This window comes from Georgfuchsia toluolica, assembly GCF_907163265.1.
GTDB classification, from domain to species: Bacteria; Pseudomonadota; Gammaproteobacteria; order Burkholderiales; family Rhodocyclaceae; genus Georgfuchsia; species Georgfuchsia toluolica.
This window is the reverse complement of record NZ_CAJQUM010000001.1, coordinates 1,291,491-1,317,938: the sequence shown is the minus strand read 5'-3', so window position 1 is coordinate 1,317,938 and position 26,448 is coordinate 1,291,491. Positions and strand designations below refer to the sequence as shown.

Genomic DNA, 26,448 nt, shown 5'->3' with positions numbered 1-26,448 from the left:
TCGACAGACTCAGCCAGAACGGTACCAACACTAAGGCGTGTCGCGCGCCGTTTATACCAGGCTGTGTTCAATGCCATAGCGGATCAGCTCCGCCGTGGTATCGAGGCGCATTTTTTCGAGCAGGCGTTTGCGGTATTCGCTCACGGTCTTGACGCTCAGGTTCAGCTCTTCTGCAATCCGGGTCAGTGTCTTGCCGGAAGCGATTCGCACCAGCACCTGATACTCGCGGTCGGTCACTCTTTCATGCGGCAATTTGTCGCCGTCGTCGGAAATCGCGGCGGCCAGTTGTTCCGCCAAGGTCGGGCTGATGAATTTCTTGCCGCTGGCGACCTGGCGGATCGCCGTGACCAGCAATTCCGGCGCGCTTTGCTTGGTCAGATAACCGGCGGCGCCGGCCTTGATGGCACGCACCGCGTATTGTTCCTCCGAGTGCATGCTGAGGATCAGCACCGGTTGCCGCGGGAATTCGCGGCGCAACTGTTTCAGCACATCGATGCCATTGCGGCTGGGCATCGATACGTCGAGCAGAAATACATCCCAGCGTTTGTTGCGGGCGAGACGGATTGCATCCGAGCCGTCTTCCGCCTCGCCGGAGATGATGAGGTCGCTGGTCTCGGAGAGAATCTGTTTCAGGCCCTGCCGCACAATGGCGTGATCGTCGGCAATCAGCACGCGGATTTTGCTGGCCATGATTAACGTAGAAAACCAGAACCAGCGCCCGGTGCGATATCGAGCGCAGCGAGCTTATTGGCAGCCCCGCCCTGGGGCGGGGTATGGGGGTGGGGGGCGTTCAATTTGCCTTTACGCATTTTCATCTTCGTGGGTAGCGTGGCGATCATGCGAGTCAGAACAACTTGTGCTGTACATCCTCTTCAACCGCCGTACGGCGGCTTGAGGATTTCAACGGCAAGCTCAACACAATATGCGTTCCTCCCTGCTCACCGGCGCTGACGCTCAATTCACCGTTGAGGCTTCTTACCCGTTCGCGTATGCCGCGCAAGCCGAAGGATTTCGGCTTGTGCAGATCGGTCTCGCCGATCCCGCGGCCATTGTCGCGTATTTCGACGATCAACTGCTGGCGATCGCGGTAAAGCCGGATCGCCACCAGCGAGGCATGCGCATGTTTGGCGACATTCGTCAGCGCTTCCTGAACGATGCGGAATAGCGCGAGCGCGCAACGCTCCTCGACTTCCAGCCCGTCGTCATCGCATTGCGCGCGGCAGGTAATGCCGGTGCGCTGGGAAAAATCTTCCGCCTGGCATTCGATGGCGGCGGACAACCCGAACTCCTTGAGAATGCCGGGACGCAGCTCGCGCGCCACGCGGCTGGCGGTACCCATGGCCTGATCGAGCATGGTCTCGATCGAGCGCGCCTTGTCGCGCAATGCAAGCTGATTCTTCGGCAGCTTGCTGGTGAGCAATGCCGCCTCGATCTTGAGCGCGACGAGGATGCTGCCAAGCTCGTCGTGAATATCGCGCGCAATCCGTTCCCGTTCTTCCTCTTTTCCTGCCTCAAGGTAAGCGGAGAGTTCCGACAACTGCTCGCGTGACCGTTTCAGCGCCAGGTCGAGATCATGCTCGCGGCTGAAGTCGGTGATGACGCCCTGCCAGGTCACCGTCCTGATCAGGGCCTTGGGAGTCTGCGCCTGCAGGCGAATCCATTTCGCCTTTTGCCGATTGCGTGCGCGCAAGCGGCCTTCCCATAGCAGCCCGCTACGCTTCGCCGCCGCAACCGCAATGACTTCTTCCAGCCGGGAATATTCGGCAGGGTCAAGTACTTCGGCCAGGCAGTCAAACGAAGCCATCAGGTCTTCCGCCCTGATATGCAGGAGCTTCTGACAGTTGGCGCTGATGTCGATGAGGCGCAGGCTGCCAGTCCGGTTGCGTTGCAGGGTGAACGTCACGCACGGAACATTGGCGATGGCCGACTGCCACCACTCCGTTGCGGCCTTCAGCTCTCGCGCCATGTCTGCCGACGCCTTCATCTCCCGGATTCGCCGTGGGGATGAAGCTCGAAGTGATGATCTGGTAACAGGCATCCTGGTGTCGCCGAACCGTTGCGATAATCGTGAATAGCGTTGAGTGTAGCCGAAATGAAACTGCCAACCCAACTCGTCGGCTATAATCCGCGCCGCGTTCTTTTGCGCCCTTGCGAGGCCGCAGCCGGCTTAGCTCAGTTGGTAGAGCAACCGCCTTGTAAGCGGTAGGTCGTCAGTTCGATTCCGACAGCCGGCACCACTTCCATACACTACTCACGCCTGCGCGAAATGTCTGCGCAGGTCTGTCGTTACGCCATTGCCACGGGTCACATGGTATCGAGTTCCAGTCGGTCGGTCTTCCGCAGTGGAGACCCGCAGCTTGATCCTATCCTGCAATTGAATTGCTCTCTTATGTGGCACTCCCGGCCACGATCGGCATTGAGACGAGCTTTTCGAGCTTTCAGAATGATCGAGGTATTGGCGATTCCGAGCTCGATCTCGGAATTCCTTTTAGCGATTTCGAGTAGATGACGGCCAATTGTCATCGGATCAAATGCCAGGGTGCTGGCACGCCGCCACAATTTGCGCTTTGAATTCCAAATCATGGCGCCGACGCCTCCGTGATGCCGCCGGCTGCACCAGCTTAGTGTCCATGTGTCCACCATAAAAACCGTGGACACTATTCGACTAGCCGCTCATCACTCAATGTGGATCGGTTGAACTTACACATCCGGCTTTAACACGGACGAATATCTGCTGATCTACAACCGCTTCGGTACTGATCCTTTGTCATCCACTACGTCCAGATAAAGTGTTAATCGTTCGAACTCAAATGTGAAAAGGGAAGATCCTGCTGCGGTGACTCTTGCGCTGGTCTTAAATTATCCGCTTGCTGCAGGGCACTGACCCGAACACCCAGCAGGCGTATTTTCTTGTCGAGAGGCACGCGGCGCAGGCACTCGCCGGCTGCGCGCCGTATCTGCGCTGGTTCCGCTGTGTAGTCCGGTAGCGTGATATCACGCGTGACCGTCTGAAAGTCTTCAAAGCGCAACTTGATTCCAATCGTGCGCCCAAGATAGCCCTTGCGCTTGAGATCCTCCGCCACCCGTACGCAGAGTGCCGTGAAAATTTCGGATAGGGCATCCCGGTCCTGCCGTGGATGCAGATCCCGCTCGAAAGTTGTTTCTCGACTGATGGACTTGGGTTCCGAGTGGGTGACGACCGGGTGATTGTCGATGCCATTTGCTGCGTCATGTAGCCATGAACCGTAACTGCGCCCAAAACGAATTTGAAGGAGTTCAAGTTCTGCGGCGGCCAACTCACCAATCGTTGTAATGCCTAGACCAGCCAGCTTCTCGGTGGCCTTGGGGCCGATGCCGTTAATCTTGCGTACCGGCAATGGCCATATTCTGGAGGGAATGTCCTCCATTCCCAGAATGGTGATGCCATCGGGCTTCTGCAGGTCGGAACAGATTTTGGATAACAGCTTGTTGGGCGTGATGCCGATGGAGCACGTGAGTTCCGTTGCCTCCTTGACCGCTTGCTTGATTCGGCGCGCAAGATCCAAAGTCTCGCCGGGCATATCGGTCAGATCAATGTAAATTTCGTCAATGCCGCGATTCTCGATTTGAGGCGCAATGGTGGCAACAGCCTCCTTGAATAGGCGCGAGTAATAGCGGTAGGCATCGAAATTTACCGGCAACAAGATGGCATCCGGCGCCAATTGAACCGCTTTCATGACGCCCATTCCCGAAAACACGCCGAGTGCACGCGCTTCATAGGTGGACGTCGTGATGACGCCGCGTCCTTTGTAATTACGAATCCGGGCGAATTCATGGGTGCCGTCCGGATTGACCTGCGGCTGGTGATCCCGTCCACCGCCAACGACGACGGGCTGGCCACGCAGTTCCGGATAGGTGAGGAGTTCGACGGAAGCAAAGAATGCATCCATGTCGAGGTGAGCGATGCGCTGGGGCCGGGAAGTCACAGGTCTAATCTAGAGACGAAACCGTAGGGGCAAACTCGAATTCTACTTGCTGCTAGCCATAGATCTGCTCGACGCCTCTTTCACACTCACTGGACCCATCTTTTTGTCCTCGCTATACGAAGTGCGTCACTCTCGACGCGCAACCAAGGGCATTTATGACTGGACTCAAGGAAAGAAGCATGATTGCTGGGCGTATCAACGCATTCGCCACTGATCACACTGTTACTTCGTCCCCCTGACAGGTAAAGCAGTTACTAGTCCATTGAAACAATGAAAACGCACACCATATGGGGTGCATGGGAAAAATGAATCTGAGTAAGACGGAGCGGGAGCAACTGACGAAGATGACACGGAGCCGCACGATCGGTGCGGCCTATGTGCGTCGAGCGAAGTTGATTCTGATGCTGGAAGACGGTGCGTCGCGGGACACGATTATGGAATCGCTGGGTTGCGATTCGCGTTTTATTGCCCGTTGGTTGAGCCGTTTCGCCGATGAACGCTTGGCGGGAATGTATGCGCGACACCCAGGGCGTGCGTCGAAGCAACCGGTGGCGAAATTGGAGGCACGGGTGCTGAATATGACACTCAAGAAAAAACCCAAGGATGGATCGACGCATTGGAGCAGCCGCAAGCTCGCTGCCGAATTGGGCGATGTCTCGTTTGCCACCGTCCAGCGTATCTGGCGCAAGCATGGTGTGCGCCCGCATCGCCTGGATATCCACATGGTATCCAACGATCCCGATTTCGAAACCAAGGCGGCGGATGTCATTGGCTTGTACCTCAACCCGCCAGCTCACGCCGCCGTCTTCTGCGTCGATGAGAAGACCGCCATACAAACCCTCGACCGTAAGGATCGGCAGTTGCCGCAGTCGCCGGCCGCATCCGCGTCGCCCGCAGAGCCGGGATTAGTTATGACGCAGGCGCAACACGAGCTCCGCGTTGTGGCACCGTTTCGACTCGACCTCACCGTAAGCGCGCTGCGGCGTCTGTCCACCAACATGGTGGACGTGCTTACCCCGGAGCGAGAATACGTTCGCGTGCTGGGCGGCGCGCATGCCCCCGTGTTCGTGCGCGTCAAGCAGAGTGGCCCCGAGGTGCTGACCGTTGTACTGGATGGAGACGCGGGCGACTGCGCCCAGGTACTCCCGCTGATCCGGCGGATGCTCGGTGTGGATTGCGATCTCACACACTTCAATCGAGCGGCGAAGCGGATTTCGTGGCTGGCGCCGCTCGCGGATCGCATGCGCGGCGTAAAGCCGCCGCGGTATCCGACCCTCTGGGAGGCGTGCGTCAACGCGATCGTGTTTCAGCAGGTGAGTCTCTTTGCAGCGAGCGCGATCATGCGCCGCCTGCTGATTGCACTTGCGGAACCGTTCGAGCACCAGGGCTTGACGCTGTATAAGTTCCCCGGCGTCGAACGCGTACTGGAAGGGAACGGAGACATCGCCCGTGCGGTTGGGCTCAGCGCTAACAAGTGTGCGACGTTGCGGCGCGTGGGCGAGGCGTTGGCGTCAGGTGCACTGCATGAGGAAATGTTGGAAGAGCGCGCCAGTCCCGATGCTGCAGCCCTGCTCCGGCAGATCAAAGGCATCGGCCCGTGGACGGCCACGGTCATCCTGCTGCGCGGACTCGGCCGGTTGGACGTGTTCCCGATGAATGACAGCAGCGTCGCGCGCAATCTCACGCTAGTCTCACAAGCCATGTCCGTCGACGTTGCGGCCACGCTGAATACGCTCGGCGCACAGCGAGGCATGCTCTATTATCATTTGCTGCTGGCTCGCCTGGAGGCACGCGGAGAGGCAGGACGGCCATCCGGTCCGCCCGCTTAGCCGCCTTCTGGACGGGTTGTGACGTTAAGTCAAGAATGCCTGACTCGAATGGTCGAAGTTTTCGTATTCCTTCTTCCTTTACGCGCGCGTAACGTCACAACTCGCAGCGTCCAAACCGTGCGTGCCTGTGGCGGAAGTGACCGAGTATGGGAATTTCGCGCGTTGCAACACGTTCCCCATAACTCCAAATAACGCAATGCAACGTGGTGGCTTGAAGTGCACCGAATCAATCACGATTCAAGCTGCAAAGTCTACAGAAACTCCAGCATTGGGTTTTCATGCGTGCCGAGAATCTGTTCACCGATATTTTTAGTGAAAGATAATTCCTTTGTTAGCGGCTTTTTTTGGTGTGGCCAGGAACAGGTAAGTTGACCACTTTCTCATTGAGGGCATTCCTCTTCTTCAGGCGTTCGTTTTTTTCGTCGTTGGCAAAGACGTAGCGGCCATACAAAATGCACCCCTTCATGCCCGGGTCACATGGCAAGTTGTTAACCCTGGAACACAAATCGTTGACTTCGTGTGGACAACCCCATGAGCCAGCCATAAATCCTCTTATCCTATAAGCTGTTTTCAGAAAAAAAAGTTACCAAAACTTCAATCTCCACCATGCTGGCCAGCTTCGATTGATTGAGGGCGAGGTAGATCAACGCCCGTAGTGCGATGTCCGTAAGTGTTGCCAAGCCACATGGTCTTTTTAAGAAATATAAACCATATCGCTTTAATCGCAGTGAAGTGATAATCTATAGATGTATAAATAATACTGCTTATTTACAGCCATGGTCAATATCAAATCATCACCGAATTTCGGCGTGGTCAAGGGCGCATTGCGGCGTGTCATAGATCCAGAATTGGATATGAACATCGTGTCAGGTTTGCAGGCAACTTGCGTTCGAGAACTATTGTTAGGAGACGCCCCATGACTTACGTTGTGACCGAATCCTGCATCAAATGCAAATATACGGATTGCGTCGATGTTTGCCCGGTAGACGCGTTCCGCGAAGGGGAGAACTTCCTGGCAATCGATCCCGAGGAGTGCATCGATTGCACCTTGTGCGTAGCCGAATGTCCAGTCGATGCAATTTTTGCCGAAGAGGATGTGCCGAAGGATCAGTATGCGTTTATCCGGCTCAACGAGGAACTGTCCAGGCAATGGAAATGTATTTCGGCGACCAAGGCACCTTTGCCCGAAGCAGACCTGTGGTCCAAAGTGAAAAACAAACTCGACAAGTTGATTCGCTGATTGACGGAGGACCGATGAAACGCTGCAGTAGCCTGGCCTGGCTTTCCCGGCAACACCATGTGACGCTGGTGCTGGCGAAGCATGCGCAGCGCACCGGCACGGACAGCACGGAGGCCACGCGCCAATTGATGGCTCATGCCGTCGAAATTTTTGAGCGTGAACTGGAGCCTCACTTTCATGTCGAGGAAGAGACGCTGCTTCCCTCATTGACGGCTGCGGGAGAAACCGATCGAGTCAGGCGCACTCCGGACGAACACAAAGAATTGCGCTGCCTGACCAGCCGGCTCAGGGCAGGAGATGCGGCAAGCCTGCGCCGCTTCGGCGACATATTGGAAGCTCACGCCAGATTCGAAGAGCGCGAACTGTTTGCGGTTGCCGAGTCGGTCCTGGCACCCGCGGCCACAGCGACCTTGTTGCAGGGGCGCTGATGGGCAGCCGAGAACTGCTTGCTCCCGTCGCCGTCTGGCGCAAGAATCTCGGCCAGACGCCTGCGCCGGAAACCGCAGCACTGTTGTCGCGCAGCCTATGCACGCAACACATAAGGATCAATCACCATGCAGCCACGCCTCTCGCTCGACAAAGACAAACTAAAATTTCTGCTACTTGAAGGCATTCACCCTTCTGCGGTTGAAGCCCTCAAGCAGGATGGTTACCATCAGGTGGAAACGCATACCCATGCGCCCATCGGCGCAGAGTTGATCAAGGCGATCGGCAATGCGCATTTCGTTGGCTTGCGTTCTCGCACCCGTCTGACTGAAGAAGTTCTGAGTCAGGCACCGAAGCTGACCGCCATTGGATGCTTTTGCATCGGCACCAACCAGGTCGATCTGCGGGCCGCCGCACGGCGCGGTATCCCGGTCTTCAACGCCCCTTTTTCGAATACACGCAGCGTCGCTGAGCTGGTGCTTGGCGAGATCATCATGCTCTTGCGCAACATCCCGGAGAAAAACGCGATCCTGCATCGTGAAGGCTGGGTAAAGAGTGCCTCCAACTCCTATGAGGTGCGCGGAAAAACACTCGGCATTATCGGCTACGGCCATATTGGCACACAGATCGGGGTACTTGCCGAGCAACTTGGGATGGCCGTCATATTTTATGATATCGAAAACAAGCTGGCGCTGGGGAATGCCCGGCCAATGCATTCACTGGTTGACTTGCTGGAATCTGCCGATGTAATCAGCCTGCACGTGCCGGAAACCTCGGCCACGCAAAACATGATCGCGGCGCCGCAAATAGCACAGATGCGGCGCGGGAGCTGTCTGATTAATGCCTCGCGTGGTACGGTCGTCGATATTCAAGCGCTCGTCGATGCACTTGAGTCCCACCATTTACAGGGTGCTGCGGTCGACGTCTTTCCAGCGGAACCCAAGGGCAATGACGAACCTTTCAAGTCGCCATTAGTGCGATTCGATAATGTCATTCTTACTCCGCACATTGGCGGCTCGACTGCCGAAGCGCAGGCCAATATCGGTGTCGAGGTGGTAACCAAGCTGATCCGTTACAGCAATAATGGTTCAACGACATCGGCGGTAAATTTTCCCGAGGTCTCGTTGCCGGAACACAGCGGAAAGTGCCGTCTGTTGCATATTCACAGGAATGTGCCGGGGGTTCTGGCGCGGATCAACGAACGCTTTTCACAAGCAGGCATCAATATCGCCGCGCAATACCTGCAGACCAGCGTAGACGTGGGATACGTGGTGATCGATGTGGACGCCTCGGCAAGCGAAATTGCGCTCGACCAACTGGCGTCAATCGAAGGCACGATTCGTTGCAGAATTCTTTATTAAAGCTTAACCTGCAATCGAACCATTGGTCGAAAAATGGAATTGGCCAACGTTGCAGTCTGAAATGTGCTTTGAACAATTTGGGGACCGTTAATGAAATCCGGGGCATCTACAGGACGCCCCAGGTGGGCGAATGCGAGATCGCCACACCGACGATATAAGCCACGCTAAGCAGCGCTGAGAAGAAATACGCGAGGCGGTGCTGTGTGTGCTCCCCCAAGGCCTGCCTGGCAAGCAGAATGTAGACGAACAAGACCACGACCTTGGCAGTGAGCCAACTGTTCACGAAGGGATACTGGTGAATCTGGAAGGCAAGCCATAGTGCCGATCCAAGCAGGACTGTGTCGACCACATGGGGTGCGATGCGCAGCGACATCCGGTGACGCCAAGGCTTTTCTTGTAACTGCAGGGCTTCGCGCAGAATAAACAGCGCAATGCTGATAATGACGCAGGCGATGTGTAGCAGTTTAACGACGGAGTAGGTCATCTCTTCTCCAGAAGACGGAAAAATCGAAATCATGATGTATGGTTCTCGGTCAGATATGGATTCATATGCCCTGGCTATTTTCATTGATGCTTTCGGTTCTGTCGCGAAGTTTTGGCTGGTTGAGCAGGGTGGTCTTGGAATAGTGGTCTTATGCAGTGAGTGAATGGAATTGTGCGGCGGGAGTGACATCAACCCTGCGAGTCAACAACATTCGCCAATTGTTACGTACAGGACGCTTGCGTTGAGGAGGCTCCTTTTCTAATTGCGACGTGCACTTCAGCACTCACCAGTTGAGGCTCGAGCGATCCAAGTCGAGTCCCTGCTCTTCTATCCTCTCTCTTTAAATCGGCGATAACTGATCGGATACGCCAAGTACCAAAGTACTCTCCACAAAATGAGACCAGAACTGACTGCCGTTGAAATCAATCATGTCGCATGTCACTCGGACATCATTACGCTTGAGCGTACGCGACCCTGGCCTCGGCGTAAACATTGTGGCTTAATCCGAAATAGTTGCTGGCAGCGCCTCAGATTTCCAGCATCACCCATTAAAAGATGTATAAATATTGACATCTTTAATAAGATGTATTTATGATGCCGCTTATGGCAGTTTGCCAGTCATGAGAGGAAAAGGGTAGTGAAATGAATACATTACGCAGACTATGGCTCTGGCTCGGAGCCATTTTTCTATTGTCCTTCGCGGCACCTGGGCGAGCATCAGCCAGAGCTTATGGTTTGCCCGCTCGCCCGAAGTCGTTCATTCCGCAGTCATGACGACCCTGGTGTGGTTGCGGGTACCAGGTGATGTCGTATTTGCAGTCGGCGTGTTGTTCCTTGCCGTATTTGCGGTACGCTTGTTGGCCAAGCCAACTGTTTCCAGAAATGCAAAACCTGTACCCGTATCCGCCTCTGTTTCTCATTGAGCAGGCTTCTCGACGTCGAGCCCGGCAATCTGATTGCCGGGCCCGCTTGCAACCATGCCTCCAGTAAATCCCATGTCGAAATCAGTAGCGCCTACCATTCGGGTCACGCCCGATCTGCTGCGCAAGTACGACCGACCGGGTCCTCGCTACACCTCTTATCCCACGGCCGTCGAATTCAATCCTGCCTACGACGCGTCTGCGTACTTCGACTCACTGCACGACGCGGCGATGCGCCCGGACGATCCCCTTTCGCTTTACCTGCACCTGCCATTCTGCGAGCACCGGTGCACGTTCTGCGGGTGCAACGTGGTCATTACCCAGCATCGGGAAGTATTGCAAAAATACTTGAGCTACTTGTATCGCGAGCTTCGCGAGGTGGCACGGCGACTGGGACAGCGGCGCAAGATAGTGCAGTACCACTGGGGTGGGGGTACACCGACCTATCTGAAGATTGAAGAGATACGCGCACTGCACCGTGTCGTGACCGAGTGCTTTGAAGTCCTGCCGGATGCCGAGGCGGCAATCGAGGTTGATCCTCGCGTCACCAGTCGTGAGCAGATCAGCCTCCTGCGCTCGTTAGGCTTTAACCGTCTCTCGATGGGGGTGCAGGACTTCGATCCCGAGGTTCAGGCGATCATCAACCGCAACCAGACGGAATACCAGACGCGCGAGCTCTTTGCGCACAGCCGGAGTGTCGGATTCCCATCGATCAACGTCGACCTCATTTACGGCTTGCCGTTGCAGAAGCCGGAAACCTTCGCCAAGACCCTCGATACCGTGATCGAGCTGAGGGCTGATCGCGTCGCGGTCTACTCTTATGCCCACGTGCCGTGGCTGCGGACCCAGCAAAAGGGCTTCGACCCCGCCTTGCTGCCATCGGCCGAACAAAAGCTCGAGCTGTTTTGCCTCGCGCGTGAAGCGTTTTTGCAGGCCGGTTATTGCCAGATCGGGATGGATCATTTCTCCCTACCGGAAGATGAACTGGCCAAGGCCGTCGAGACGCGCACGCTCTCGCGCAATTTTATGGGGTATACGGTCAAGGCGGCGCCAGATATGATTGGCTTGGGAGTCTCTGCAATTGGCGACGTGGCAGGTTCCTATGCCCAGAACGAGAAGAAACTCCCACGCTACTACGACGCGATTGAGAAGGGCTCGCTCCCGATCGAGCGGGGATACCGGCTCAGTGCCGACGACCAGATCCGACGCTTCGTCATCACTCAGTTGATGTGCAATTTCCATCTTGACTTGCGAACGGTCGAAGAGCGCTTCGGAATTGTGTTCGAGAATGCATTTGAGCGTGAGCTTTCGGAGCTGGCCAGCCCCGACGGCTTGACCGCGAATGGCTTTGTCACCGTGAGCCGTGAAGCAGTGCACGTGGAGCCGCTGGGGCATTTGTTCGTGCGCAATATCGCGATGCTGTTCGACCGCTACCTGCTGGACAAGAATGCCGACGCTCGGATTTTTTCAAGGACGGTCTGACGTGCACCCCAGAGTTGTGGCTGTTTTTCAGGCGCGAGTCCGTATAAGCGCCGCAGCGATAACAAGTTTCGCAATTGCCTCTTATGAATAAAAAATCACAATACGATTGGGATCCAAGGTCTGACGCTGTTCTGAATGATCCTATTGCTGCGTATGATGAAATGCGCGCCCGTTGTCCGGTGGCTTACAGCGAGTATTTGAACTGGTCCTTGTTCAAACACGAAGACGTGGTACGGGTGCTTAATGATCCCCAATCTTTCAGCAATGTCGTATCCAGCTATCTTTCTGTGCCCAATGGCATGGATCCGCCTGAGCATACCGAATACAGGCAGATTATCGAAACCTATTTCAGCCCGCAACGGATGGAGACCTTTGCTCCGGTATGCCGAAACATTGCAAACAATCTGGTTAAGGAATTGCCCAAAGGCGGGGAGACCGAGCTGACGGCGGTACTTGCCCAGCCTTTTGCCTTAAAAATCCAATGTGCGTTTTTGGGGTGGCCAGCATCGCTGCACGAGCCACTACGCCACTGGATACGCAAGAACCATGCGGCCACCCTACGCAAAGACAAAGCCGCCATGGACGATGTGGCTCTCGAATTCGACGGCTACATCAAAGGCTTGTTGGATGTGCGCCGCAAGGCCGGCGTGAACGCGCCTGATGACATTACGGCCAGCCTGCTCGGGGAAAAGGTAGGAAAGCGGCAGCTTGATGATGAAGAAATTGTCAGCATTCTGCGCAACTGGACCGTAGGCGAGCTAGGCACGATTGCCGCCTGCGTAGGAATCCTGGCTCACTATCTGGCCGAGCACGCCGAAATCCAAAAACTGTTGCGGGAGCAAATGTCGTTATTGCCGATAGCAATTGACGAGATTTTGAGGATTCATGCTCCGCTCATTGCCAACCGCCGGATGATCACCAAGCCCGTCGAAATTGGTGGACAAAAGCTGGAGGTTGGTGATCGCATAACTCTTCTTTGGGCTTCGGCCAACCGGGACGAAGCCATCTTTGGGGATCCTGATGAGTTCCGACTCGACCGCGATCAGAAAAAAAACCTGCTGTATGGTGCCGGCATCCATATTTGTCCGGGTGCGCCGCTGGCCCGACTGGAATTGTGCAGCGTCATGGAAGCGTTGCTGAGCCATACCACACGCATTGCCCTGGTACCGGGCAATGCGCCCGTGAACGCAATCTACCCCGGTAGCGGATTTTCTTCTTTGCCCCTGTGGATTCAATGATGCTTTGGGCGAGGCACTTCTGCCAGATCAAGTCTGAACTCCCATAGTTTATTGTTGGTGCGTTCGCGGCGCAGCAGCACTTAGAAGAACTTTTAACTACAGCCACTTTGATTACGTGGAATTGATAGTTGGCCTCGTGCGCCGGCAGCCTGGTTCTCACGTTTCTCCAAACCGCTTCGACGGTGCAAAAATCCGCTCGGTGAGGTTATCCATCTTAATGCCGGCTTGTCTGCCGCGGGAACCGAGACCCTTTAACGCCGAAGTGTTTTTCTCTCGCAATCTCATCGTGAGCGATCCTTGGACGACGTCTGGCAATGAGGTTCTGGATTGGCTGCGGGTGCACGGCTGTGAAGGCGCACGAAGAATATTAGCAACAAGACGAATGCGCTGCTCCATATCATCGATGCAATCACGAGCAGCGGTTGCGGATCAAGCGCCGCCAGTTCCCGTGCCAGCACCGCCGTGCCAATCAGGATGGTCGCCCCAATCCGCACGCGGGCCCGTGAAGGATCCTGCCGCGCCTTGAGCGTCCACGTCATGGCCATCACATTGAGTGTAAGCGTGCCGAGGGCACCCACCGTAATAATATGCAGCGCGGCGAGCTGGTAACGGCCTTCGGCGAGCGCGGCGCCGTACAGCATCAGGCCGATGGCGAGCCATGCGTAACCCGCAGCGAGGCACAATAAGTCTGGCCTGCCACGCAGCCCCCATAGGCGCCAGCGCAACAGGCGCACCGCAGCGAGCGCTCCAGCGATGATCGTCGCCGCGGCTGCCAACAAGGCGAACGGTGACCGGTTGTCGCACAGCGACGCCACGATGGCGACCACCATGGCAATGATTAACCCACCTTCGATACGCGGCTGCACGCGGGCGACGAGGTTACCCCCTTGCCGATAGAACTGGACGGCGACCGTTGCCGCAATAATTCGTCCGCCCATGAACAGCATCAATAGGGCAAGAAGTAAAACTACCATGATGGGTACGGCGTGCTCGGTGCCAGCGAAGCCCGCATGCCGAGCAAGCTGAAACGCGATGCCGCTGATGCAAATAGTCACCAGCACCAGGGGCAGCGCTTGATTGCGCCACTTTTTTGCGGCGCTGGACAGTCGCGGTACGAGTTGCATGGCCAGCAGCGCAACGAACGCGATATTCGCCGCAGCCGCAGTCATGCTTTGGGGGGCACAGAGAAACGCTGCGCGCGCGATTACCCACAGTCCCGCCAGCAGCACCAGACGCGGTATCGCCATAGGGCCGAGCTGGTTGCCCGCTACCACGGCCAGCGCAAAACCGAACAGCATCTCGTGCGCGTGTCCGGTTGAGGATGCCAGCGCTGGAAATGCATCCGTGAGCCCGAGGATCGCGAACACCGAGGCGGGCAAAACGAAAATCGCGTAGGCCGTCGCCAGCGGGAAGAAGATCGAGTAACCAGCAATTCGTCGACGCAGACGTGCGCTGTCAGGATGCCCTTCAGAGTGTAGCAAGTGACTGGTTTCCGCCATATTTCCATAACGAGTCGAAACCATTATTTAGGTGTAGGTAAGTATTCGATGTAAACGCGCCGACTGGCAACTGAATTTTCGTCAAATTGAAAAACACCGGCCGTCGATCTTTCATTTTTTGTTTCCCGAGGTCAAAGCAGGTTTGCCTTCATATACCGTGCCTCGATGCATTGCGGGCCACAGAAGTGATAGAGGTAGTCGGCGCCTTCGAAGCTGGTCGCCACGGCCGCGTAAATTCTTGTGTGACAGTGGTCACACTCAATCGGGATATCCAGAGCCGCAGGCTTGAGACTATTATCGCTGCCGAACTGGCAATCCGGAATCTCACTGGACCCTGGACCCATCAGCTTTCCGTGATCTGCGTGAGAGGCTGGTACGAAGCTGGTGAGGTGGTGATACGGCAATGGAATCGCTGGCGGGAAATGTTTCAGAGAGTGCTTCATCGAGTAGCCACTCATCGTGTCCCTCCGCATGCCGCGGTGGCTCTGACGAGATCGTTTCGGGCAATTTCGTCGGAAAATTAAAAGTGCTGCGAGGTTTGTTAGCCATGATATGCCTCGATTCGGACTGAAAAACTCAGAGCCCCTTACAGCCAAAATGTTTCATTGGGAGCCGACGTTGATCGGGAGTCCGCTGCCGTCAGCTCATGCGACCGCTATCGACTGCCTGGGCGATATGGTGGCACACCGCACAATAGCGTTCCTCGACGTCCCTGCCGAATAGAGGATCCGGCTCGGATTGGGTTTTGGCGTTGATCGTCTTCCAGTCCTCGTCGCGCAGCAGCTGTTCAGCCAATACAAAAAGGTTATTTTCCTCCCTGTCCATATGGGTGCGGTAGTAAGTGATATACAGGAGGCCGGGCGCTTCTATCATCTGTCGCGGCATAAGCGCGCCCGCGATGACGCTCTCCAGGTTTTCGTGAAGACGAGTTCCGGACTCCGCGATCACGCGATGTTGCCTGGCAAGTTCTTCGACGCTTCGCGCTGCGTGGGAATCGCGCTCCAAAAGACATGAAAAAATGACATCCTCCCTTGGATGATGAAAATGATCGGGATAGCGGATCATGTAATGCAGTATGTCAGTCATGAGCTGGTAATCAGGCTGCTCTTCGTGGTGAAATAGACTCAACTGCGTCTCGAGCAAATTAAGCAGTTTTCTGAAGTTCCCATGTTCTTCCTTTAATTTCGCAATTTCATTTGCCATGGCCATCTCCTATGGATTTAACTTTAGGCTCGCGAATAGACGAGTGCCTGTGAGATTCGGATGTTTCACTGAGGTGTCTTGGCATGCCAAAACCGGTGAAGTGGAGGCCAAAACAGTACGAAAAATAAGATTGGCCTCGATAGGTTGGGATTGCCTCAATCGCGCAGTTTGGGGCGCGCTGGGCTTGATTGCAATCACGCACGCCTCAGCAGAATGGTAACCAGAAGCGAGGAATCTTCCAGCGCTTTGACTGCATGCGGCTCTGCGTCGGATAGGTAGACCATGCTTCCTGTACGAAGTATCTGTGTTCGCCCGTGGGCCTCGAACTCCAGCGCTCCTTCCAGGCACTGAATTGTGATCGCACCGGACGCTTTGTGATCAGGAGCCGCCTTGCCGGCCGGCAACACCAGCCGAAAGACCTCGAGGTGATCTGCCCTGACCAGCGTACTTGAAGACGTCTGACGCAGATTCGCGCCAAGTGGACGAACATCTATCAATTCACCGGATGCCGCGTGGGGGATGGCCATGAAAGCTCCCTCCTGTAGTAAAGAATGGGGTAGTTCAGATTGAACCGTCCCACGTTGGTTATAGACCGAAATGGTCGATTGGTCTTAATCCGCATGTGCATGCGCCCCGGCCTCGGAATAATGGCCTTTAGCGGGTTCTTTAGTTACTTCGTAGAGCCGTTCAACATAGTGGATGTACTCGACGTAGGCTTCAATAAATTCCCGCCCGGCCGCAACGTCGTCCCTGTTGAAATTCTTTTTGGAAATCACAGCATTGAATTGTTCGCGCAGGCCTTTTTGAACTCTCTCCGTGAGCAGCTTGACTACCGGTTCCACAGAACCCGTCTCAAGTGCCTTATCGCCTGCGGGAATGGCGGGACCAAGATCGCGGCCGGCAGGTTTGATTCCGGTGTAAGGCGCCCCTTCTCCAGCTCGATGCACGCGCACCAGGGTCTCGAAGAAGTAATTGTCAGCCAGTTCCCTGGCCGAGGGATTCAACTTTCTGACCTCGAGCGTCTTGCGAAATGCGTCCTTGATCTGCGCTTCGTCCGTATGTTGCACCCAGATCAGCACGCGATTCACATTTCCCGTGTCGAGCGCTTGTTGCGCTGCCTTGACTACAGGTCCATCCACGCCATCGCAATGTGCTGATGCTGGAGCCGCGAACAGTAATGCCATTGAGATTGCCGCCAAGGCTGAAGCTTTGGTGCTGATTTGATGAAAATTCATGATTGATAATTCTCCATTGTTGGTAGTGGACTTGATATCTGCTACCAATATTTTTCGAAAGCCATCTGGCCGGACACGCCGCGGCGACTACTGGCGAAGCTGCGTGAACTCAGCAGCTGCCGTAGCTCGCGAGCCAGTTCCGGGTTGCCGCAGATCATCAGGCGCGAATCGGCGACGCTGAGCGGTACCCCCGCCGACTGTTCCAGACGACCAGCGGCAAGAAGTCGCGGGATGCGATCCGCAAGCGGGCTCGCGCCGGGTTCGCGAGTGATGACAGGAAGATAGCTAAGCCGCGCCCCGCCGCCAGTCAACAACGCTTCATTTGGGATTGCGGCAATTTCGTCGCGATACACGAGTTCGGCAGAATGGCGCACGCTATGGACCACGATTAATTGTTCGAACGTCCGCCACGGCAGCGGATCGCGCAATATCGAGAGAAACGGACCAATTCCCGTGCCGCTGGCCAGCAGCCAGAGATCCCGGCCCGGCGCCAATTGGTCAACGGTGAGAAAGCCATAACTGGACTTTTCGATTTTTACCTCGTCGCCGACGCGCAGTCTGCCGAGTTGTTCCGAAAAGGCGCCACCCGGCACCAGCACGGCGATGAATTCCAGATAATCGTCGCCGGCAGCGGACACCATCGAAAAAGGGCGCCAGACCGTATCGTCGCCGAAACCTAGCCCGAGGCGCGCATAGTGTCCGGGCGTAAAGCGAAAGTCGCGATTGCGCGTGGTGCGGAAGGACAGCAGTGTCGACGTCCAGTAACGAATCGACAGCACCTTCTCAGTCGTCCATTTCTCCCCAGGGTTCTGTCGAAGAATCTCAGTGGCCGATTCAGCGATGACGTTCATCACACGCCTCCTTGAACAGCCCGCTTGCCGAAAATGACGCTTGTTGCCATGGTCAAAATGAATATCGGCAGGGACAGCAGGCCCAAAGCCAGAAGCGGCAAGCGGGCCAGGGTTGCAGATCGCTCATTGTTCGCTCCGCTCAGTTCGAACTGCTCCGCGCGGTGGTGGGTGTGGCAGTGGTATCGGGCTTGCCGATTTTCACCTGCCAGACTTCGGGGCCGCTTTCCAGGTAATCCCAAGTGAACTTCTCTTTCGATTCGGCCTGGAACTGGTAGAAGAGCGGTTTGGGATCGTGATCGTTGATCAGCAACAGCGCCTCTCCGGCGGCAAGCTCGTCGAAGCTGCCGAAAATCAGCGGATGACGCTCGCGCGGCGCAATGGAACGAACATCGATGGTGGTTTTGAAGCTGGGTGTCTTGCTCATGGTTCTGCTCCTATAGGAGTGGGGGTGAAATGCAGGGGGAAGGTTTAACATGGTCGAGAATTATTCGAGTTTGCTGCCGGGTTGCCTTATCCATCATCGATGGATTCCAGGGCGGCTCCCAGACCAGACGCACATCGAGCTGCATTGTCTGCGGCAGCGCCTCTTGCAGCGCGACGTGGACATCATCGAGAATCATCTCGCCCATCGGACAAGCCGAAGAAGTCATGGTCATTTCGATCAGCAACTGATCGGAGGTGACATCGATACGGTAGACCAATCCCATGGCGACGATATTCTTGCCTACCTCGGTATCAACGACCTGGCGCAGGATGTCCCGTACCTGCTCCATGTCGATTTGCGGTCTGGTTGGGGCAACCGAGAGTTCGCTGGCCATGATCTGATTAAAAGCTGTAGAATTAATGTCGCTTTATCGTAACACTGGTTTTTTTATAAAGCAATATATTATCTACTGCTTATAATGTCCACATGAAACTGACGACTTTTAGTGATTACACTCTGCGTGTGCTGATGTTCCTGACCATCAACCGGGACAGGCTTGCCACCATTCCGGAAATCGCGGCCGCCTACAACATCTCGGAGAATCATCTGATGAAGGTGGTGCATCAGCTGGCGCGCTCGGGGGTCATCGAGTCGGTGCGCGGCAAAGGCGGCGGCATCCGCCTGGCGCATGAACCAGAGGACATCCGGCTAGGGCAGATCATTCGCGCCAGCGAAAGCAGCGCGCCCATCGTCGAGTGCTTGGGCGTGGAAGAAAGTGCCTGCAGCATCGTGCCAGCCTGTCGCCTGAGAGACATCCTCGTCAGCGCCTTCGCTACGCTTTACGATGTACTGGACGAACATACGCTGGCCGACCTCGTGGGCAATCGCCGCGCACTGAAGCGAGTCCTGGTGCGTGCCCAGCTTAGCTAAGCCTCACTACCTCGGACAATGAAGGGAAAGCCCGTGAACCGCCGCCTCAGTCAACTTGTTTTGGCTCTCTTCGCACTGGGCTTCGGCCTTCTCACGATAATATCCGGTGGTCATGTATTGTTCGGAGACGAAGCAGCCCGCCGATCGGTAGGCCACTATGTCCCTTTCGTCCTATGGTTCAACTTCATAGCTGGCTTTGCTTATGTAAGTGCCGGTTTCGGCATCCTGCGTAGTCATCCATGGGCTGCCAAGTTGGCCCTCGGCATCGCCGTCACTACTTTCCTCGTCTTCGTGAGCTTGGGTATCCATATCGCAATGGGAGGCGCTTTTGAGGTCCGCACCATCGTCGCCATGACTTTCCGCACGCTGACCTGGTGTGCAATTTATATTGTGCTTTCTCGGTTTCTCATACAATCTCGAAAACTTACGCAGTAAAAAATTACAAGCGCTCTCCTTGCCATCAATACACAGCGCAACGCATTATAAGGAAGGAGCAAAGCTCAAGATGAAATTGTCGGCTCGACCGCTCTGGCGCTGACCCGGCAGATCAAAGGCAAGCTCTTGATCATTTGGGATGGCCTCAAGGCCCACAAGAGCAGATTGGTACGCGAGTTCGTCGAATTGAAAGGCGATCGCATCGTGCTCGACTACCTGCCGCGGCTGCCTGCGGTCATCACGAGCGGATCATTGGTGAGCATGCCTCATTGGTCCTTTATCTTCCCGCTGAACTGCTTCCAAATGCCGTGAAAGCGATCCTGGTTCATGTCGATCCAACCCTTTCTTGCATCGTGCGTCGATTTTCAAATTATGTTCCCCCTGGAATCGGGGTTCTGTACGTTGGCAGACATACGGCTAGAACATATTTCATTATGGTTGTTTTGTGTGGAATAGTTGCCGCTGAAAGCCACCACCATCATGGCTGTCGACTTGCGCTACAAGTTGAACATGATGCTCAGATTCATCCAGTAAACAACTTTTGGAGGCAGACGTAAATGAATAGCGCAAAAATTGTCGGAATAATACTGATCGTACTGGGCGGTCTTGGACTCGCTTATGGTGGCTTCAGTTATACCAAAGAGACCACCAAGGCAAAGCTGGGTTCGCTGGAACTCAAAGTGCAGGAACAGGAAACGGTCAACGTGCCGTTGATCGTTAGCGCGGGTAGTATTGCTGTCGGAATATTCCTGCTCGTCGCAGGCAAGACGAAGTAGTTGAACGATCGCCTGCTACCGGATGTCACTGCGGCCCATACATCATAACGCGATGGTCAGGATGCTTTTGGCATCCTGACCATCGCAGAGTCAACTACTTGGGGTTTTACTTCGTGCCGGTGACTTCGACCTCGACACGACGATTCGGTTTTCGATGCATTGATTGCAGACCCCGTAGGGTGATGTTCGATTCGGACAGCCGCACCATTCTTGAGGATTCGCTATTCCATGCCGCTTGCCACGAAGTGCGGATTGTCGAGCCCCTCCTTGCCATAGCGCAACTCGTCACCTTTCAGGGTTTTTACATGTCCGCCGGCAGCCCTGAGTACGGCATGTCCAGCGGCGATGTCCCATTCCATGGTGCGGCCGAGACGCGGGTACAGGTCGGCTTCGCCGGCAGCGACGAGGCAAAGCTTGAGTGACGATCCGGCATTGACCGCTGCCGCGATCTTGCGTCCGGCGAGGAAGGCGTCGAGCGCGGCCGCATCGCCATGTGAGCGGCTGGAGACGACGGTCAGTCCTGCGGCGGGTGCCGTGCGACAGCGAATCGGACGGCGTATGCCATTATCCTCGACGAAGGCGCCTTCCCCGGCGATGCCGGCGAAGAGCCGATTCAGCACCGGTGCCAGGACCACGCCCAGCGCCGGTTGACCATTCTCGATCAAGGCAATGTTGACGGTGAATTCGCCGTTGCGGCTGATGAACTCCTTGGTACCGTCGAGAGGATCGACCAGCCAGAAACGTTCGGCCACCTTGGGGATGCGGCCCGCTGCGACGGCTTCTTCGGAAATGACAGGAATATCCGGAGCGATTTTCGCCAGCGCCGCAAGGATGACGGCTTCGGCTTTTTCATCCGCTTCGGTGACTGGGGAAGCATCGTCCTTGCCGCGTACGGCAAAGTCGGTTGCATAGATGTCCAGAATTACCGTTCCTGCAGTGCGAGCGGTGGCAATTATCCGGTCCAGCAACTGACTGGGGCTTTGGCTCATGAACATCCTCCTTTTTCGACAGTATCCAGTGTAGTGCTGCATTCTTGATGGAACATTCAGAAAAACACTCGTCATTCCACGGGGATCTCCTTTGGCCATTCCCGCGCAGGCAGGAATCCAGCGTCTTTACTGCAAAGTCACTGGGTCCCCGCCTGCTCGGGAGCGACGAAACCGAGCAATAGCGAAGAGAACCAGGTGTGGGTATCTGCCCGGTGTGGCCCTTGGCCATTCGCGGGGGACGACAAAACCTTGGTTCATACGCCGCTCTTGGCGCGCAACTCCACACTAGCCTAACTGAGCCATAAGGGCTAATATTGCGAAATTAAAGTTTTAGTTATTGCCATGCCCTCAATCGACTCACGCAGACTGACGACGGAAGTGCTCAATGAAAAGCGCCGTGAAGCGGTACGCCTGCGTCAGGCCGGCACCCCGCTGGCCGAGGTATCGCGACTCACGGGACTCAGCGCTCCCACGATTATTTCGGCCAGGAAGGCTTTTCTCGCGGGGGGATGGGAAGCCGTCGCGGTCCGCGCGCGGGGGCGTGGTGTCGGAGAAGGGCGGCTGATCTCCTTTGAGCAGGAGGCTGCCGTGTTCGGCCAGATGGTCGACCACGCCCCGGACAAGCTCGGTCTGCCCTATTCCCTATGGCAAGTGGCAGCGATCAAGGCGCTGATTCATCAACTGACCGGCACCACTCTTCCTGAGCGCAGCATAACCAACTACCTGAAGCGCTGGGGTTTGTCGGTGATCAAGCCTTTTGCCAGGCTGGATGCCGGTTCCTGGCCGCTGAAAAAATGGCGCAAAACCATCTATCCGAGCATTATTGAACGCGCTCAAAAAGAGGGTGCCGAAATATTTTGGGTAGATGAGATTCCTCTGCGCTCAGAGAGCTTGACTGCCGATGTTTTGCCCCATCAACGCCGCTGTGCGGTGCGAGCCGTTACCAATCGCGGCAAGCAAATGTGGTTGATCTACGAGGGCGTGTTGCGGGCACCGATCCTGATCGAGTTCCTTGATCGTTTGCAAAAGACTGCCAATGGCAAAGCCTATGTCATTCTGGAGGGCGCGCAATGGCGCCGGGCCTCATCCTTGAGCGCATGGCTGGCGGAACGGCATGATCATTTGCTGGCCTTTCAATTGCCTGACCCGGTCGGAACGGCGGACGTCGCCGCTGGACCCCGCCAGGAGCAAGCGTCGGGACTCGCTGTTCGAACTTTGCCATTGGAGCATAAGCAGTTCGATATCTTCTCTTCGCAGATTAAACATTTAATTACCCAATCAACCGTTGGCTGCGGCTCCTATGATGCAAAAAGCCCAAAAGAAGGATTGCAATCCATGACGCTTACTCACCTGCAACGACTTGAAGCCGAAAGCATCCACATCATGCGTGAGGTGGTGGCCGAGACTGAGAATCCGGTCATGTTGTATTCCATCGGAAAGGACAGTGCGGTAATGCTGCATCTGGCAATGAAGGCGTTTTATCCCGCCAAGCCGCCTTTTCCGCTGCTGCACGTCGATACCACCTGGAAGTTCAAGGCCATGTACGAGCACCGCGACCGCATGGCCAGGGAACTGGGCATGGATCTTTTGGTACATATCAATCCAGAAGGGCTGGCGAAGGGCATCAATCCCTTTACCCACGGTTCGGCAATTCATACCGACATCATGAAAACCGAAGGACTGAAGCAGGCGCTCGAAAAATATGGTTTCGATGCTGCTTTCGGTGGTGCCCGTCGCGACGAGGAAAAGTCGCGCGCCAAGGAACGAATTTTCTCCTTTCGTTCCAGCGCCCATCGCTGGGATCCGAAAGCGCAAAGACCGGAATTGTGGAAGCTCTACAACGCGCGCAAGCACAAGGGCGAAAGCATCCGCGTCTTTCCGCTGTCGAACTGGACCGAACTCGACATCTGGCAGTACATCCATCTGCAGAACATCCCGATTGTCCCGCTCTACTTTGCCAAACCAAGACCAGTCGTGGAGCGCGACGGCATGCTGATCATGGTCGATGACGAGCGCATGCCGCTGCGCGAAGGCGAGGTACCGATGATGCGCAAGGTGCGTTTCCGCACTTTGGGCTGCTATCCGCTCAGCGGCGCGGTGGAATCCGAAGCCGAAACGCTGGAAGAGGTAATCCAGGAAATGCTGCTGACCAGGACCTCGGAGCGCCAGGGCCGAATGATCGATCACGATTCCGCCGGTTCAATGGAAAAGAAGAAACAGGAGGGGTACTTTTGATGAGCCCCCACATTCGCGGCTGTGCCGCTTCACTGCCCCCCGAGGGGGTAACGGTCTCCCTTGGGGCGGCCCTGCGAGAGACCTGCTAATGGCACACGTTTCCGACCTGATTGCGACCGATATCAGCGCCTACCTGAAGTCGCATGAGCACAAGAGTCTGCTACGTTTTATCACCTGCGGCAGCGTCGATGACGGCAAGAGCACGCTGATCGGCCGCCTGCTCTACGAATCAAAAATGCTGTTCGAAGACCAGATGGAAGCACTGGAAGCGGACTCGAAAAAAATGGGAACGCAGGGCGAACAGCTCGATTTTGCCTTGCTGGTGGACGGCCTGACCGCCGAACGCGAGCAGGGCATCACCATCGACGTTGCCTACCGCTTCTTTTCCACCGATGTGCGCAAGTTCATCGTGGCGGATACGCCGGGCCATGAGCAGTACACCCGCAACATGGTGACGGGTGCGTCAACGGCTGATGTCGCGATATTGATGATCGACGCAAGAAAGGGAGTCCTCACCCAAACGCGCCGGCACAGTTATCTGGTTTCGTTGATAGGAATCCGAAACGTGGCGGTTGCCATCAACAAGATGGATCTGGTCGACTATTCGGAAAAGACCTTCAAGGCGATTGTCGAAGACTACATGGCCTTTGCCAAGGATCTCGGCTTCGGCAACATTACCTTTATTCCAATGTCGGCCTTCAAGGGCGACAACATTACCGCACCCAGCGAGAACACACCGTGGTATCACGGCACCACACTGATGGGCTATCTCGAAACCGTTCAGATCGACGAAGAGCGCCTGCAAAAATTATCCTTCCGTATGCCAGTGCAATGGGTGAATCGGCCCAATCTCGACTTCCGCGGCTTTGCCGGCACCATCTCCAGCGGCATCATCAAGGCGGGAGACCCGATACGCATACAGCCTTCGGGGCGTACCAGCACCATTGCCCGCATCGTTACCTCGGATGGCGATCTGGAACACGCGGTCGCCGGGCAATCGGTGACGCTGACGCTGGCGGATGAAGTCGATATATCGCGCGGCGATGTTCTCTCCGGTGTCGATGCACCGCCCGAGTGTGCCGACCAGTTTGAAGCCACGATTGTCTGGATGCACGATGAGCCGATGTTGCCGGGCCGCAACTATCTGCTCAAGATTGGCGCGCGCACAGTCAATGCGCAGGTCACCCACATCAAGTACCAGGTCGATGTGAACTCGATGGAGCATCTTGCCGCCACGCAACTCGCGCTCAATGCAATTGGCGTATGCAACATCAGCATCGATCGCCAGGTTCCGTTCGATCCCTACACTGAAAATCGCGATACCGGCGGCTTCATCCTCATCGACCGACTCACCAATAACACGGTCGGTGCCGGCATGCTGCACTTCGCCTTGCGCCGTTCGCAGAACATCCATTTGCAGCACGTCGATGTCGACAAGGCGGCGCGCAGCGGGATCAAGAACCAGAAGGCATGCGTACTGTGGTTTACCGGCCTCTCGGGTGCCGGCAAGTCGGCGATTGCCAACAACCTGGAAAAACGCTTGCATGCCATGGGCCGCCATACTTATCTGCTCGATGGCGACAATGTTCGGCATGGGCTTAACAAGGATCTCGGCTTTACCGATGCCGACCGCGTCGAAAATATCCGTCGCGTCAGCGAAGTCTGCAAGCTCATGGTCGATGCGGGCCTGATCGTGATCACGGCCTTCATTTCGCCCTTCACGGCGGAGCGGCGCATGGCGCGCAGCCTGCTGGAGGAAGGCGAATTTTTTGAAGTGTTTGTCGATACGCCGCTGGATGTTGCCGAGCAGCGTGACCCGAAGGGCCTTTATAAAAAGGCACGCAAGGGAGAACTGAAACATTTCACCGGCATCAACTCGCCTTACGAAGCACCGAAAAATCCGGAGTTGCGTCTCGAAACGACCAAGCTGACGATTGAAGGTGCGACGGATGCCGTGATCGAGGCTCTGCGTCAGCGCGGGATCCTGCCCGATCTGAATTAACCAAGCATCTGCCGAGTCGGTTGGGACGATTTATATTACTTCTGGATAATTTGAAATGCACGATTGGATGTATTCGCTGGCGGGTTTGTTGGTCGGGGCGATGGTGGGCGCAACAGGCGTAGGTGGTGGCTCGGTCATGACGCCCTTGCTGATCCTGCTCATGGGGGTCGCTCCCCATACTGCGGTTGGCACCGACCTGCTTTACGCATCCCTGACCAAGATGGTCGGGGTCAGCGTCCATCACTCCGAGCAAAGGGTCGATTGGCAGATAGTGCGCCGGCTTGCGACGGGCAGTCTGCCTGCGGCAATTGCCACCTTGCTCTGGATGCATTTGTCGCAGTCGAGCGGAGTCCGCAGTGGCGTGATCATCGTTGCGCTGGGCATAGTGCTGCTTATCACGGCACTGACCATGGTTATGCGGCCCTACTTGAACAGACTGGGAAAATATTTGCGCATCACTGATCCCGCTCGCTTCCGGAAGTATCAGCCTATCCTTACTGTGACGGCAGGTGCAGTTTTGGGCTTCATGGTGGCGTTGACGTCGATCGGTGCCGGGGCGCTGTGTGCGGTAATGCTGCTGTTCCTGTATCCATTGCGACTGACGCCGGCAAAACTGGTGGCAACGGATCTGGCCCATGCCATTCCTCTCGCCCTGGTCGCTGGAGCGGGGCACATCCTGCTGGGCAATGTCGATTTCATCATGCTGGGATGGTTGTTGCTGGGATCGATCCCTGGCATCATCATCGGCGCCCATTTTGGCGGCAAGTTGCCGGACAGGTTGCTGCAAGTCGCTATAGCCGTGGTACTGGGAAGTGTCGGCCTGAAATTGCTCGGTTGACGTTTACCCGAAAGTGCTGCCGTTAATGGCATAAAACGACAGGAGGCCCGGAAGGGCCTCTTGTCGTTATTGCGCTATTTCAAGCC

Annotated in this window: 26 protein-coding genes, 1 tRNA gene and 1 pseudogene; 15 read left to right on the top strand and 13 right to left on the bottom strand. The window is 55.9% G+C overall.

What is annotated here, in order from left to right:
- Positions 1 to 51 precede the first annotated feature (51 nt).
- Complete coding sequence (locus K5E80_RS06240; RefSeq protein WP_220635351.1) at positions 52 to 690, bottom strand: response regulator; 639 nt, start codon at positions 688 to 690, stop codon at positions 52 to 54.
- A 154-nt stretch (positions 691 to 844) separates the two neighbouring features.
- Complete coding sequence (locus K5E80_RS06235; protein ID WP_220635350.1) at positions 845 to 1,966, bottom strand: sensor histidine kinase; 1,122 nt, start codon at positions 1,964 to 1,966, stop codon at positions 845 to 847.
- Between the two features lie 195 nt (positions 1,967 to 2,161).
- On the opposite strand from K5E80_RS06235, the gene K5E80_RS06230 reads away from it, so the two are divergent.
- Positions 2,162 to 2,237 (top strand) — tRNA-Thr (locus tag K5E80_RS06230).
- A 555-nt stretch (positions 2,238 to 2,792) separates the two neighbouring features.
- On the opposite strand, the gene dinB is transcribed toward K5E80_RS06230, so the two are convergent.
- Positions 2,793 to 3,965: a DNA polymerase IV gene (dinB, locus tag K5E80_RS06225; protein WP_220635349.1), complete on the bottom strand. Its 1,173-nt coding sequence runs from the start codon at positions 3,963 to 3,965 to the stop codon at positions 2,793 to 2,795.
- A 305-nt stretch (positions 3,966 to 4,270) separates the two neighbouring features.
- Between dinB and K5E80_RS06220 the strand changes: the two genes are divergently transcribed.
- The 4 genes from K5E80_RS06220 to serA all read left to right on the top strand — a co-directional run bounded on the left by K5E80_RS06220 (position 4,271) and on the right by serA (position 8,821).
- Positions 4,271 to 5,794: a helix-turn-helix domain-containing protein gene (locus tag K5E80_RS06220; RefSeq protein WP_220635348.1), complete on the top strand. Its 1,524-nt coding sequence runs from the start codon at positions 4,271 to 4,273 to the stop codon at positions 5,792 to 5,794.
- 916 nt (positions 5,795 to 6,710) lie between these two features.
- Positions 6,711 to 7,034 carry a ferredoxin FdxA gene (gene fdxA, locus K5E80_RS06215; RefSeq protein ID WP_220635347.1) on the top strand — a complete coding sequence of 108 codons (324 nt, stop codon included), beginning with the start codon at positions 6,711 to 6,713 and terminating at the stop codon, positions 7,032 to 7,034.
- Between the two features lie 14 nt (positions 7,035 to 7,048).
- Positions 7,049 to 7,462: a hemerythrin domain-containing protein gene (locus tag K5E80_RS06210; RefSeq protein WP_220635346.1), complete on the top strand. Its 414-nt coding sequence runs from the start codon at positions 7,049 to 7,051 to the stop codon at positions 7,460 to 7,462.
- Between the two features lie 126 nt (positions 7,463 to 7,588).
- A complete protein-coding gene (serA, locus tag K5E80_RS06200) occupies positions 7,589 to 8,821 on the top strand; it encodes a phosphoglycerate dehydrogenase (RefSeq protein ID WP_220635344.1) in 1,233 nt (410 codons plus the stop codon).
- Positions 8,822 to 8,927: 106 nt separating this feature from the next.
- Here serA and K5E80_RS06195 read toward each other — a convergent pair whose 3' ends face one another.
- Positions 8,928 to 9,305, bottom strand: a complete 378-nt coding sequence (locus tag K5E80_RS06195) for a SirB2 family protein (RefSeq protein WP_220635343.1) — start codon at positions 9,303 to 9,305, stop codon at positions 8,928 to 8,930.
- A 995-nt stretch (positions 9,306 to 10,300) separates the two neighbouring features.
- Between K5E80_RS06195 and hemN the strand changes: the two genes are divergently transcribed.
- Together hemN and K5E80_RS06185 are read left to right on the top strand one after the other, a co-directional pair.
- Positions 10,301 to 11,707 (top strand): oxygen-independent coproporphyrinogen III oxidase, encoded by a 1,407-nt coding sequence (gene hemN, locus K5E80_RS06190; protein ID WP_220635342.1) that lies wholly within the window; start codon positions 10,301 to 10,303, stop codon positions 11,705 to 11,707.
- 83 nt (positions 11,708 to 11,790) lie between these two features.
- Positions 11,791 to 12,945, top strand: coding sequence for a cytochrome P450 (locus tag K5E80_RS06185; protein ID WP_220635341.1), 1,155 nt, complete (start codon positions 11,791 to 11,793; stop codon positions 12,943 to 12,945).
- Between the two features lie 281 nt (positions 12,946 to 13,226).
- On the opposite strand, the gene K5E80_RS06180 is transcribed toward K5E80_RS06185, so the two are convergent.
- From K5E80_RS06180 to K5E80_RS06145, 8 genes are all read right to left on the bottom strand, one after another.
- Entirely contained in the window at positions 13,227 to 14,426 is a 1,200-nt protein-coding gene (locus K5E80_RS06180) for an NnrS family protein (RefSeq protein ID WP_220635340.1), read from the bottom strand.
- Between the two features lie 149 nt (positions 14,427 to 14,575).
- Complete coding sequence (locus tag K5E80_RS06175) at positions 14,576 to 14,902, bottom strand: hypothetical protein (RefSeq protein WP_220635339.1); 327 nt, start codon at positions 14,900 to 14,902, stop codon at positions 14,576 to 14,578.
- Positions 14,903 to 15,083: 181 nt separating this feature from the next.
- Positions 15,084 to 15,647, bottom strand: a complete 564-nt coding sequence (locus K5E80_RS06170) for a hemerythrin domain-containing protein (RefSeq protein WP_220635338.1) — start codon at positions 15,645 to 15,647, stop codon at positions 15,084 to 15,086.
- A 194-nt stretch (positions 15,648 to 15,841) separates the two neighbouring features.
- Positions 15,842 to 16,174 (bottom strand): cupin domain-containing protein, encoded by a 333-nt coding sequence (locus K5E80_RS06165; protein ID WP_220635337.1) that lies wholly within the window; start codon positions 16,172 to 16,174, stop codon positions 15,842 to 15,844.
- A gap of 84 nt (positions 16,175 to 16,258) precedes the next feature.
- The gene (locus tag K5E80_RS06160; RefSeq protein WP_220635336.1) at positions 16,259 to 16,882 is read right to left on the bottom strand and encodes a DUF6448 family protein; all 624 of its coding nucleotides are present in this window, start codon (positions 16,880 to 16,882) and stop codon (positions 16,259 to 16,261) included.
- Between the two features lie 41 nt (positions 16,883 to 16,923).
- On the bottom strand, positions 16,924 to 17,733 hold the full coding sequence (locus K5E80_RS06155; protein ID WP_220635335.1) for a ferredoxin--NADP reductase: 810 nt from the start codon (positions 17,731 to 17,733) through the stop codon (positions 16,924 to 16,926).
- Positions 17,734 to 17,872: 139 nt separating this feature from the next.
- Positions 17,873 to 18,157: a DUF2249 domain-containing protein gene (locus K5E80_RS06150; protein WP_220635334.1), complete on the bottom strand. Its 285-nt coding sequence runs from the start codon at positions 18,155 to 18,157 to the stop codon at positions 17,873 to 17,875.
- 10 nt (positions 18,158 to 18,167) lie between these two features.
- Positions 18,168 to 18,551, bottom strand: a complete 384-nt coding sequence (locus K5E80_RS06145; RefSeq protein ID WP_246590891.1) for a metal-sulfur cluster assembly factor — start codon at positions 18,549 to 18,551, stop codon at positions 18,168 to 18,170.
- Between the two features lie 92 nt (positions 18,552 to 18,643).
- On the opposite strand from K5E80_RS06145, the gene K5E80_RS06140 reads away from it, so the two are divergent.
- The 4 genes from K5E80_RS06140 (at position 18,644) to K5E80_RS06125 (ending at position 20,298) form a co-directional block, all read left to right on the top strand.
- Positions 18,644 to 19,087: an RrF2 family transcriptional regulator gene (locus K5E80_RS06140; RefSeq protein ID WP_220635333.1), complete on the top strand. Its 444-nt coding sequence runs from the start codon at positions 18,644 to 18,646 to the stop codon at positions 19,085 to 19,087.
- A gap of 33 nt (positions 19,088 to 19,120) precedes the next feature.
- Positions 19,121 to 19,522 (top strand): hypothetical protein, encoded by a 402-nt coding sequence (locus K5E80_RS06135; RefSeq protein ID WP_246590890.1) that lies wholly within the window; start codon positions 19,121 to 19,123, stop codon positions 19,520 to 19,522.
- A 126-nt stretch (positions 19,523 to 19,648) separates the two neighbouring features.
- Positions 19,649 to 19,834, top strand: a complete 186-nt coding sequence (locus tag K5E80_RS06130) for a transposase (RefSeq protein WP_220635331.1) — start codon at positions 19,649 to 19,651, stop codon at positions 19,832 to 19,834.
- A gap of 245 nt (positions 19,835 to 20,079) precedes the next feature.
- Complete coding sequence (locus K5E80_RS06125; RefSeq protein ID WP_220635330.1) at positions 20,080 to 20,298, top strand: hypothetical protein; 219 nt, start codon at positions 20,080 to 20,082, stop codon at positions 20,296 to 20,298.
- A 221-nt stretch (positions 20,299 to 20,519) separates the two neighbouring features.
- On the opposite strand, the gene cysQ is transcribed toward K5E80_RS06125, so the two are convergent.
- The gene (gene cysQ / locus K5E80_RS06120; RefSeq protein ID WP_246590889.1) at positions 20,520 to 21,287 is read right to left on the bottom strand and encodes a 3'(2'),5'-bisphosphate nucleotidase CysQ; all 768 of its coding nucleotides are present in this window, start codon (positions 21,285 to 21,287) and stop codon (positions 20,520 to 20,522) included.
- A gap of 342 nt (positions 21,288 to 21,629) precedes the next feature.
- Here cysQ and K5E80_RS17035 point away from each other — a divergent pair.
- The 4 genes and pseudogenes from K5E80_RS17035 to K5E80_RS06105 all read left to right on the top strand — a co-directional run.
- Positions 21,630 to 22,037: pseudogene (locus K5E80_RS17035) on the top strand (winged helix-turn-helix domain-containing protein); the annotation flags it as partial.
- 585 nt (positions 22,038 to 22,622) lie between these two features.
- The gene (gene cysD, locus K5E80_RS16680; RefSeq protein WP_246591070.1) at positions 22,623 to 23,522 is read left to right on the top strand and encodes a sulfate adenylyltransferase subunit CysD; all 900 of its coding nucleotides are present in this window, start codon (positions 22,623 to 22,625) and stop codon (positions 23,520 to 23,522) included.
- Positions 23,523 to 23,610: 88 nt separating this feature from the next.
- Positions 23,611 to 25,524 carry a sulfate adenylyltransferase subunit CysN gene (gene cysN, locus K5E80_RS06110; protein WP_220635327.1) on the top strand — a complete coding sequence of 638 codons (1,914 nt, stop codon included), beginning with the start codon at positions 23,611 to 23,613 and terminating at the stop codon, positions 25,522 to 25,524.
- 55 nt (positions 25,525 to 25,579) lie between these two features.
- Positions 25,580 to 26,362 (top strand): sulfite exporter TauE/SafE family protein, encoded by a 783-nt coding sequence (locus K5E80_RS06105; RefSeq protein WP_220635326.1) that lies wholly within the window; start codon positions 25,580 to 25,582, stop codon positions 26,360 to 26,362.
- The last annotated feature ends 86 nt before the right edge of the window (positions 26,363 to 26,448 follow it).

Coding starts and splice junctions, on each gene's coding strand:
- K5E80_RS06240 (WP_220635351.1), bottom strand. CDS start 690: ATGGCCAGCAAAATCCGCGTGCTGATTGCCGACGATCACGCCATTGTG.
- K5E80_RS06235 (WP_220635350.1), bottom strand. CDS start 1,966: ATGGCGCGAGAGCTGAAGGCCGCAACGGAGTGGTGGCAGTCGGCCATC.
- K5E80_RS06220 (WP_220635348.1), top strand. CDS start 4,271: ATGAATCTGAGTAAGACGGAGCGGGAGCAACTGACGAAGATGACACGG.
- fdxA (WP_220635347.1), top strand. CDS start 6,711: ATGACTTACGTTGTGACCGAATCCTGCATCAAATGCAAATATACGGAT.
- K5E80_RS06210 (WP_220635346.1), top strand. CDS start 7,049: ATGAAACGCTGCAGTAGCCTGGCCTGGCTTTCCCGGCAACACCATGTG.
- serA (WP_220635344.1), top strand. CDS start 7,589: ATGCAGCCACGCCTCTCGCTCGACAAAGACAAACTAAAATTTCTGCTA.
- K5E80_RS06195 (WP_220635343.1), bottom strand. CDS start 9,305: ATGACCTACTCCGTCGTTAAACTGCTACACATCGCCTGCGTCATTATC.
- hemN (WP_220635342.1), top strand. CDS start 10,301: ATGTCGAAATCAGTAGCGCCTACCATTCGGGTCACGCCCGATCTGCTG.
- K5E80_RS06185 (WP_220635341.1), top strand. CDS start 11,791: ATGAATAAAAAATCACAATACGATTGGGATCCAAGGTCTGACGCTGTT.
- K5E80_RS06175 (WP_220635339.1), bottom strand. CDS start 14,902: ATGAGTGGCTACTCGATGAAGCACTCTCTGAAACATTTCCCGCCAGCG.
- K5E80_RS06170 (WP_220635338.1), bottom strand. CDS start 15,647: ATGGCAAATGAAATTGCGAAATTAAAGGAAGAACATGGGAACTTCAGA.
- K5E80_RS06165 (WP_220635337.1), bottom strand. CDS start 16,174: ATGGCCATCCCCCACGCGGCATCCGGTGAATTGATAGATGTTCGTCCA.
- K5E80_RS06160 (WP_220635336.1), bottom strand. CDS start 16,882: ATGAATTTTCATCAAATCAGCACCAAAGCTTCAGCCTTGGCGGCAATC.
- K5E80_RS06155 (WP_220635335.1), bottom strand. CDS start 17,733: ATGAACGTCATCGCTGAATCGGCCACTGAGATTCTTCGACAGAACCCT.
- K5E80_RS06150 (WP_220635334.1), bottom strand. CDS start 18,157: ATGAGCAAGACACCCAGCTTCAAAACCACCATCGATGTTCGTTCCATT.
- K5E80_RS06145 (WP_246590891.1), bottom strand. CDS start 18,551: ATGGCCAGCGAACTCTCGGTTGCCCCAACCAGACCGCAAATCGACATG.
- K5E80_RS06140 (WP_220635333.1), top strand. CDS start 18,644: ATGAAACTGACGACTTTTAGTGATTACACTCTGCGTGTGCTGATGTTC.
- K5E80_RS06125 (WP_220635330.1), top strand. CDS start 20,080: ATGAATAGCGCAAAAATTGTCGGAATAATACTGATCGTACTGGGCGGT.
- cysQ (WP_246590889.1), bottom strand. CDS start 21,287: ATGAGCCAAAGCCCCAGTCAGTTGCTGGACCGGATAATTGCCACCGCT.
- cysD (WP_246591070.1), top strand. CDS start 22,623: ATGACGCTTACTCACCTGCAACGACTTGAAGCCGAAAGCATCCACATC.
- cysN (WP_220635327.1), top strand. CDS start 23,611: ATGGCACACGTTTCCGACCTGATTGCGACCGATATCAGCGCCTACCTG.
- K5E80_RS06105 (WP_220635326.1), top strand. CDS start 25,580: ATGCACGATTGGATGTATTCGCTGGCGGGTTTGTTGGTCGGGGCGATG.